At 41.4% G+C, this 7212-nt stretch carries 5 protein-coding genes and 1 pseudogene; 5 read left to right on the top strand and 1 reads right to left on the bottom strand.

Annotated elements, in window-relative coordinates:
* The 4 genes and pseudogenes from G475_RS0121945 to mmsB all read left to right on the top strand — a co-directional run.
* A pseudogene (locus G475_RS0121945) lies at window positions 1-294 on the top strand (L-arabinose isomerase); the annotation flags it as partial.
* Between the two features lie 41 nt (window positions 295-335).
* Window positions 336-1412, top strand: a complete 1077-nt coding sequence (gene chvE / locus G475_RS0121940; RefSeq protein ID WP_026703084.1) for a multiple monosaccharide ABC transporter substrate-binding protein — start codon at window positions 336-338, stop codon at window positions 1410-1412.
* Between the two features lie 77 nt (window positions 1413-1489).
* Window positions 1490-3028 carry a multiple monosaccharide ABC transporter ATP-binding protein gene (gene mmsA / locus G475_RS0121935; RefSeq protein WP_026703083.1) on the top strand — a complete coding sequence of 513 codons (1539 nt, stop codon included), beginning with the start codon at window positions 1490-1492 and terminating at the stop codon, window positions 3026-3028.
* 5 nt (window positions 3029-3033) lie between these two features.
* Complete coding sequence (mmsB, locus tag G475_RS0121930) at window positions 3034-4197, top strand: multiple monosaccharide ABC transporter permease (RefSeq protein WP_026703082.1); 1164 nt, start codon at window positions 3034-3036, stop codon at window positions 4195-4197.
* Window positions 4198-4701: 504 nt separating this feature from the next.
* Here mmsB and G475_RS0121925 read toward each other — a convergent pair.
* Window positions 4702-6075, bottom strand: a complete 1374-nt coding sequence (locus G475_RS0121925; protein ID WP_051302829.1) for a sugar porter family MFS transporter — start codon at window positions 6073-6075, stop codon at window positions 4702-4704.
* 240 nt (window positions 6076-6315) lie between these two features.
* Here G475_RS0121925 and G475_RS0121920 point away from each other — a divergent pair.
* Window positions 6316-7212, top strand: an 897-nt coding sequence (locus G475_RS0121920) for an L-arabinose isomerase family protein (protein ID WP_026703080.1), incomplete at its 3' end; no start/stop codon positions are given.

The raw sequence follows: 7212 nt of genomic DNA, 5'->3' as shown, positions 1-7212 counted from the left end.
TTCCGCATGGTATTGAATGAAGTAGATGCGGTAGAAGTCACAGAGGAGATGCCTCATCTGCCGGTGGCCAGAGTTCTCTGGGAGCCAAAACCGAATCTGCGTGATGCGGCAGAGTCATGGATTCTCACCGGAGGGGCTCATCACACCTGCCTTTCGTACGCCTTAACAACGGAGGACCTGCAGGACTGGGCGGAAATGCACGGGATCGAATGCATTGTGATCGATGAAACATCAAAACCAAGGGAAATCCAAAAAGAGATCCGACAGAATGAAGGGTACTGGAAGAAAAGATAAGACCTTTTCCTGTGCCTAATATTGAAGGGGAGGGAATAAAAATGAAAAAAGGAATACTGGGTTTGACAGCTGCGTTGATCCTGGGTTTGACCGCAGCTTGCGGGAGTGAAGGAACAAGCAGCGGCGGAGACACAACGATAGGAATTTCCATGCCGACTCAATCATCAGAAAGATGGGTGAATGATGGAAATAATATGGTTGAAGAATTCGAAGAATTAGGGTATGACACGGATCTTCAATATGGGGAGGATGTGGTAGAAGATCAGGTTTCCCAAATAGAGAATATGATTACGGAAGGCGTCGATGCTCTGGTGATTGCTCCCATTGATGGAGAAGCTCTTACAAATGTACTAGACATGGCTGAGAATTCAAATATTCCAGTGATATCGTATGATAGATTGATTATGAATCATGATCATGTCAGCTATTATGCAACGTTTGATAATTTTGAAGTGGGTGTCATTCAAGGAGAATATATTGAAGAAAACATAGGCCTGGATGAGGGGGAGGGACCTTTTACGATTGAACTGTTTGCAGGCTCCCCTGATGACAATAATGCCTATTTTTTCTGGGACGGGGCAATGTCAGTGCTCGAGCCTTATATAGAATCTGGAGATCTTGAGGTGAGAAGCGGACAGACGAATTTTGATCAAGCCGCTACCCCTCAATGGAGTGGATCAGATGCCCAAGAGCGGATGGATAATATATTAAGTTCTGATTATTCCAATGAAGAAGTTGATATCGTTTATTCGCCTTTTGATGGAATCAGCCTCGGCGTAATATCTTCACTGAAATCAGTTGGGTACGGCACGGAGGAACAACCCTTGCCGCTTATTACAGGGCAGGATGCTGATTCATCTTCTGTTCAATCTATTATAGATGGGGAACAAACGATGACGATCTTTAAAGATACCAGAGCTTTAGCAGATAAAGCGGTCGAAATGGTTGATGCTGTATTAAAGGAAGAAGAAGCAGAAGTGAACGATACGGAAACATACGATAATGGAGAAAAAGTGGTCCCTTCCAATTTATTGGAACCGGTGCCTGTCGATGAGGATAACTATGAAGAAGTGTTAATAGAGTCCGGGTATTATTCCAAAGAGGATTTTGATATGTGAGACTTCTGTTATGACATAATGAGTTGGATTATTTCCAGCTCATTATGCCAATGGAAGCTGTCAAAGGGGGACAAAGCATGAAAAATACAGAGAACATCCTTGAAATGAAAGGGATCACCAAATCATTTCCTGGAGTCAAAGCCCTGGAGGATGTGAATATTACTGTTCAAAAAGGAGAAATCCATGCTCTGGTTGGGGAAAATGGAGCGGGAAAATCCACTCTGATGAAAGTTTTAAGCGGGGTTCACCCTTACGGAACTTATAACGGGGATATTTATTTTAACAAGAAACCGGGTGAGTTTAAAAATATCAATGATAGTGAAAACGTCGGAATTGTTATTATCCATCAAGAACTTGCGTTAATTCCGGAATTGTCAGTTGCTGAGAATATTTTTCTTGGAAATGAGCAGGCATCAAAAGGAATCATCAGCTGGAACAAGACCATTACATACACAAAAGACTTATTGCAAAAAGTGGGGCTGGATATTCCACCGCTTGAAAAAATTAAAAACATCGGGGTGGGCCGGCAGCAATTAGTAGAAATTGCAAAAGCTATTTCTAAGGAAGTGAAGCTTTTAATATTAGATGAACCGACAGCTGCTTTAAATGAAGAAGATAGTGAGAATCTTCTCAATCTTCTTCTAGAATTCAAAAACCAGGGAATTACCTGTATTTTGATATCTCACAAACTAAAAGAAGTACTAAAAGTTTCTGACAGTCTGACTGTTTTAAGAGATGGAAGGACCGTCGAGACCCTCTCTCTGAAAGGGGAGGCAATAACAGAAAATCAAATTATTAAAGCAATGGTAGGAAGGGATTTAACCAATATTTTTCCTGACAGGACTACAGATATCGGGGGGAGAACGTTCGAAATAAGGAACTGGAATGTTTATCATCCCCAGCAGTCTGAACGGAAAGTATTAGATAATATCAATCTCCATGTCAATGAGGGGGAAATAGTTGGTATTGCAGGGTTAATGGGGGCAGGAAGAACAGAATTGGCAATGAGTCTTTTTGGAAAGTCATACGGCAAAAAAATCAGCGGCGAATTATATTTGAATGGTAAACCCATCACTGTTCAAAATGTTAGTGATGCTATTGAGCATAAGGTGGCTTATGTATCTGAAAGCCGAAAGGAATATGGGTTGATACTCATTGATAGTGTAAGACACAATTTAACCCTTTCCAATTTAAAGCAGGTGTCGAAAAATAACATAATAAAAGATTATCTGGAGATAAAAGCTGCGGAAGATTTAAAAAAACAAATGAATATTAAAGCATCCAGCATCGACCAGCCGGTGGTGCATTTAAGCGGAGGCAATCAACAAAAGGTAGTTTTGGGGAAATGGTTATTTACTCATCCTGAAGTGTTAATTCTAGATGAACCGACACGAGGAATTGATGTAGGGGCTAAATTCGAAATTTATAAAATTATTAATGAATTAGCAGAAAAGGGTAAAAGCATTATTATGATATCTTCAGAATTACCTGAATTACTTGGCGTGTGTGACCGGATTTATGCTCTCAGCAATGGAAGAGTAACCGGTGAAGTTGCCAAAGAGAAAGCGGATCAGGAAGTTTTGATGGAATATATGACGGCAGCATACGGGAGGTAATTGATATGGATACTATGAGGGTCATTTTTTATAAAAATATACGTAGATATGGAATGATTATCGCATTAATTGGGATAATGTTATTCTTTCAAATACTAACGGCCGGGACATTGTTAACCCCATTAAATATAACGAATATCATCATGCAAAACAGTTATATCATTGTACTGGCAATAGGAATGATGTTGATTATTATCACAGGGAATATTGATCTCTCCGTAGGATCAGTAGCAGCATTTGTGGGGGCGCTTTCTGCTATAATGATGATTTCATATGATCTACCGGTATTAGTATCTGTTTTCATGTGTTTGTTCTTGGGAGCTGTGATTGGGGCATGGCAGGGTTTTTGGGTGGCTTATGTAAACATACCTTCTTTTATTGTTACATTGGCAGGAATGTTATTATTTCGTGGACTGACCTTAGTAGTTCTTGATGGACAGACCATTTCCTCTTATCCCGCCGGTTTTAAAAGTATAAGCACTGGATTTATCCCTGATATAACTCCTGATAATCCATTAAATGTCCTAACGTTAATAGCAGGTGCTGCCTGTTCCCTTATCTATGTAATGTATGAGTGGAAGGGAAGAAAAGATCAAATAAAATATGGAGTGCAAACGAGTACTTTTCCGCTGTTCTTGGCGAAATTGGTGCTGATGGCAGCGGTTATACTGACACTTACATATATTTTAGCTTCCTATGCAGGGATTCCATTTATATTGATTATTTTGTTTGCGTTGATTATAGGATACACGTTTATTATGAATAATACGATTACCGGCAGACATATATATACAGTTGGTGGAAATGAACCAGCTGCCAGACTATCAGGAGTCAAAACGAAAAAAATGACATTCTGGGTATTTGTGAATATGGGAATACTTGCTGCTTTATGCGGATTAGTTTTTTCTGCAAGGTTGAATGCAGCAACTCCAACGGCCGGGAATTTATTCGAACTGGATGCCATAGCTGCGGCATTTATTGGCGGCGCTTCGATGAAAGGCGGTGTCGGTACTGTATTTGGTGCAGTAATTGGAGCATTGGTAATGGGGGTTTTAAATAACGGCATGTCCTTGATGGGGATAGGCACCGACTGGCAGCAGGCAATTAAAGGGCTGGTTTTATTAGCAGCTGTGGCGTTTGATATTATAAGTAAAAACAAAGGTTCATAGGGTTGTAATAAGGGAGCTCGAAAAAACAGCCGGAAATAACGGAAAAAGCATTAATCAGCAACCACAGGCCGGCGCTGCTTCACACAGCAGAAAAATGATGTCTTCCGTTCTTATATTGAGGCTGGGACAAAACGAAATGACTTCTCCCGAAAGACGAATCATTGAAAGTGACGTAGTCCATGCAAACGGATGTTCCCAAACGCTGCAGTTCCTTATCATAGCGGAGGCCGGCCACGGAGACTCCCATGGGACGAAGACGAGCTGAAGATCCACTTGGTAAAGCGATTCTTTTTACCAAGTTAGGGTGAAGTCGTTCCCATGGAAAGCGCAGTGGCCGGCCGCAGCGATCGTACAGCGGTATACTCCGTTCCCATTGGTTGTTTTAAGAGGGCAAGATGCAGCATGAAAAATCCGAACAATGCCGAATTCTAATGGAGAATGTAAGATAATTGTTCGGATTTTTATCTGACCTATATGATTTTGTTCCAGCCTCGTTATTATTTATTAGTAATTAATATACCGTTTATCCGGCTTCCAAATTGTTTCGATTTCTTCCAGTGTTCTATTTTTCGTTTCCGGAACGATGGTCATAACAAAGATAAAGCAGATGAAACAAATCGCTGCGAACATCCAGAATGTAAAAGCGCCCCCTGCATTATTAATGAGCATCGGGGTAAACTGGCCGATGGCACCGTTGGCTGCCCATAAAAACATAGTAGCAATACCAACAGCTTTGGCGCGTAAATAGTTTGGAAAAATTTCCGGTATCATGATCCACGGAATAGGTCCCATGGAAATACAGAAGGCTGCTGTGAATCCCATGATAAAGATCAATGCCCATATCCCATCAATATTAAAATAGAAAACGCTCCCAATCAACACCATAAAAAGTGCCATGAGGCTGGATCCTACTGCCATCAACTTTTTTCGTCCCGCTTTATCAATTAAGAGGATAGCGACAATAGTAAATATAACCTGCACTGTTCCAATTAAACTGGTAGCGAGGAATTCAGTATTATTTTCAAAACCTATCCCACGGAAAATAGTCGGCCCGTAATATGTCACCGCATTCATTCCTATCACTTGATTAAACAAAGCCAAAAAAATACCAAGAAGCATTGCTTTACGCAAGCCCGGACGCAGCAGTTCCCGGATGGATGTACTGGTTTCCATTTCAATAGATGCTTGGATAGAATTTAACTCCTTTTGTGCGGTTTCCCGGCCATTAATGCGCTGCAAGGTATGGAGGGCTTCTTCTGTTTTTTTATTTTTGACCAGAAATCGCGGACTTTCCGGGATGAAAATCAAAAGAAGGAAGAAAAGTATACCTGGTATGACACCGTAACCCAGCATCCATCTCCAACCCGTTTCCAGTCCCCATTGATAGGTTCCGGAATTGGCAACAGCGAGGTTAATATAAAAAGTACCTGATATTCCAATAATGGTAAATAATTGATACATCGAACCTAGTCGTCCTCTTATGGCAGGAGGGGCGCATTCGGCAATATATGTAACGGATAAAGCAGAAGCAAACCCAATCCCCAGTCCACCCAAAAATCTCGCCAGAATAAGGGAAAGAACACTACCGGCTAAAGCGGACCACAACGCAGAAACAGCAAAAATAATCCCCGAGACCATTAAGATTTTTTTCCTTCCCATACGGTCACTTAAAAAACCGGAAATTCCTACGCCGATCACTCCACCAACCATGACACTGGAGATAATAATGCCTTCCATGGCCGGACTTAGATCATACAGATCCTGTAAAAATGTAATGGCTCCTGATATGACAGCGGTATCAAAACCGTATAAAAAACCGGCCATACCAGCTGCTGAAGCGATCAAAACGATGTACCATAACGACTGCTTACTTTTCATGTTGGAACTCTCCTTTAAGATGAGAATGATAAAATAATTGGCAACGATAAATAAAACATAATACATGTACGTACTAGTGTCAAATTAAAAATGTTAAAATATAAATTATTAATACAAGTTTTATGATAATCATTATTTTAAAGACATTTCATTCTCCTAAATTGTTAACAAGTTAATGTTAAAATGGTACCATCTTATACGTACAAGTTAAAATAGAAATGAAAGGAAAGTGGGGACGTTATGGTAAAAACCACAGCCTATAATTTATGGTTTGTGACGGGCAGTCAGCATTTATATGGAGACGAGACGCTGCAAGAGGTCGAGAGCCATTCGAAAGAAATCGTAGAAGCGCTGCAGGCTGATGAAGCCATTACACCAAATATTCAGTTTAAACAGGTGGTGACCACCTCGGATGAAATATTATCCTTAATTCAGCAGGCGAACAGTGATGATGACTGTGCAGGCATTATTACCTGGATGCACACATTTTCTCCGGCAAAGATTTGGGTTGCGGGGTTAAAAGCCCTGCAAAAACCGCTCCTGCACCTGCATACGCAGTATAATGCAGAAATTCCATGGGAACGGATTGATATGGACTTCATGAATTTGAATCAGTCAGCCCACGGGGACCGTGAATTTGGTTTTATGACAGCAAGACTGGACATACCCAGGAAAGTGGCGGCCGGGCACTGGCAGCAGCCGGGCGTAAGAAAACGGATTGGACGCTGGGCAAAAGCGGCGGTCGCTTTTGCCGAAGGAAGGAATATTAAAGTTGCAAGATTTGGGGACAACATGCGGAATGTCGCTGTTACCGAAGGAGATAAGGTAGAAGCAGAAGCTGTCTTTGGATGGGTGGTTCAAGCCCATGGGATTGGAGAGTTGGTTGGATACATCGAGCAGGTGGAGGAAGAAAAAGTAACGGAAATTGTTAACGAATACGAGAAAATATATGATATATCTGAAAAACTGAGATCCAACAAAAATAAATGGGGAGCAGTTTGGGAGCAGGCTCGTATAGAAGCCGGGTTGGAAGCGTTTTTGCAAGACGGCGGCTACACGGCTTTTACGACGAACTTTGAAGACCTGCATGGTATGAAGCAGCTCCCTGGTCTTGCGGTACAGAGGCTGATGGAAAAA

It is taken from the genome of Salibacterium aidingense DSM 18341 (assembly GCF_000429685.1).
Taxonomy (GTDB): Bacteria; Bacillota; Bacilli; order Bacillales; family Marinococcaceae; genus Salibacterium; species Salibacterium aidingense.
This window is presented reverse-complemented; position numbering and strand designations above follow the sequence as displayed.